The following is a 404-nucleotide window of genomic DNA, read 5'->3' as shown; positions in this document are numbered from 1 at the left end:
GGATTTTGCTGATCGGCCGAAGCGTCCGTTCCAGCGTGACGGCGAAGCCGGCCGCGACCGCGGTGACGAGAAGCCGTGGCGGGCCCGTGAGGATCGGCCGGCGCGTGCCGGCGGCGATCGCGACCGCAAGTTCGACAAGGGCGGCTTCGACAAGCCGCGGTTCTCGAAATCGCGTGACGACAAGCCGCGCTTCGATCGGGATCGCGAAGACAAGCCGCGGTTCGATAAGGCTCGCGGCGACAAGCCCAGGTTTGATCGTGGTGAGCGCTCGGACCGTCCGGAACGCGGCGGCGACCGGCCGAAATTCTCGCGCCCCCGCGACGGCGAGCGCGGCGAGCAGCGTCCGTTCCGCGAGCGCAGCTTCGATCGTCCGCGCGAGGATCGCCCGCGGAGCGACCGTCCCC

1 pseudogene is annotated in these 404 nt (G+C 70.5%); it reads left to right on the top strand.

The annotated features are described in order from the left end of the window. Positions 1–404: pseudogene (locus DYI24_RS27880) on the top strand (pseudouridine synthase); the annotation flags it as partial.

The sequence above is a fragment of the Rhodopseudomonas sp. BR0C11 genome (genome assembly GCF_010820945.1).
In the GTDB taxonomy this organism is placed as follows: domain Bacteria; phylum Pseudomonadota; class Alphaproteobacteria; order Rhizobiales; family Xanthobacteraceae; genus Rhodopseudomonas; species Rhodopseudomonas palustris_H.
This window is presented reverse-complemented; position numbering and strand designations above follow the sequence as displayed.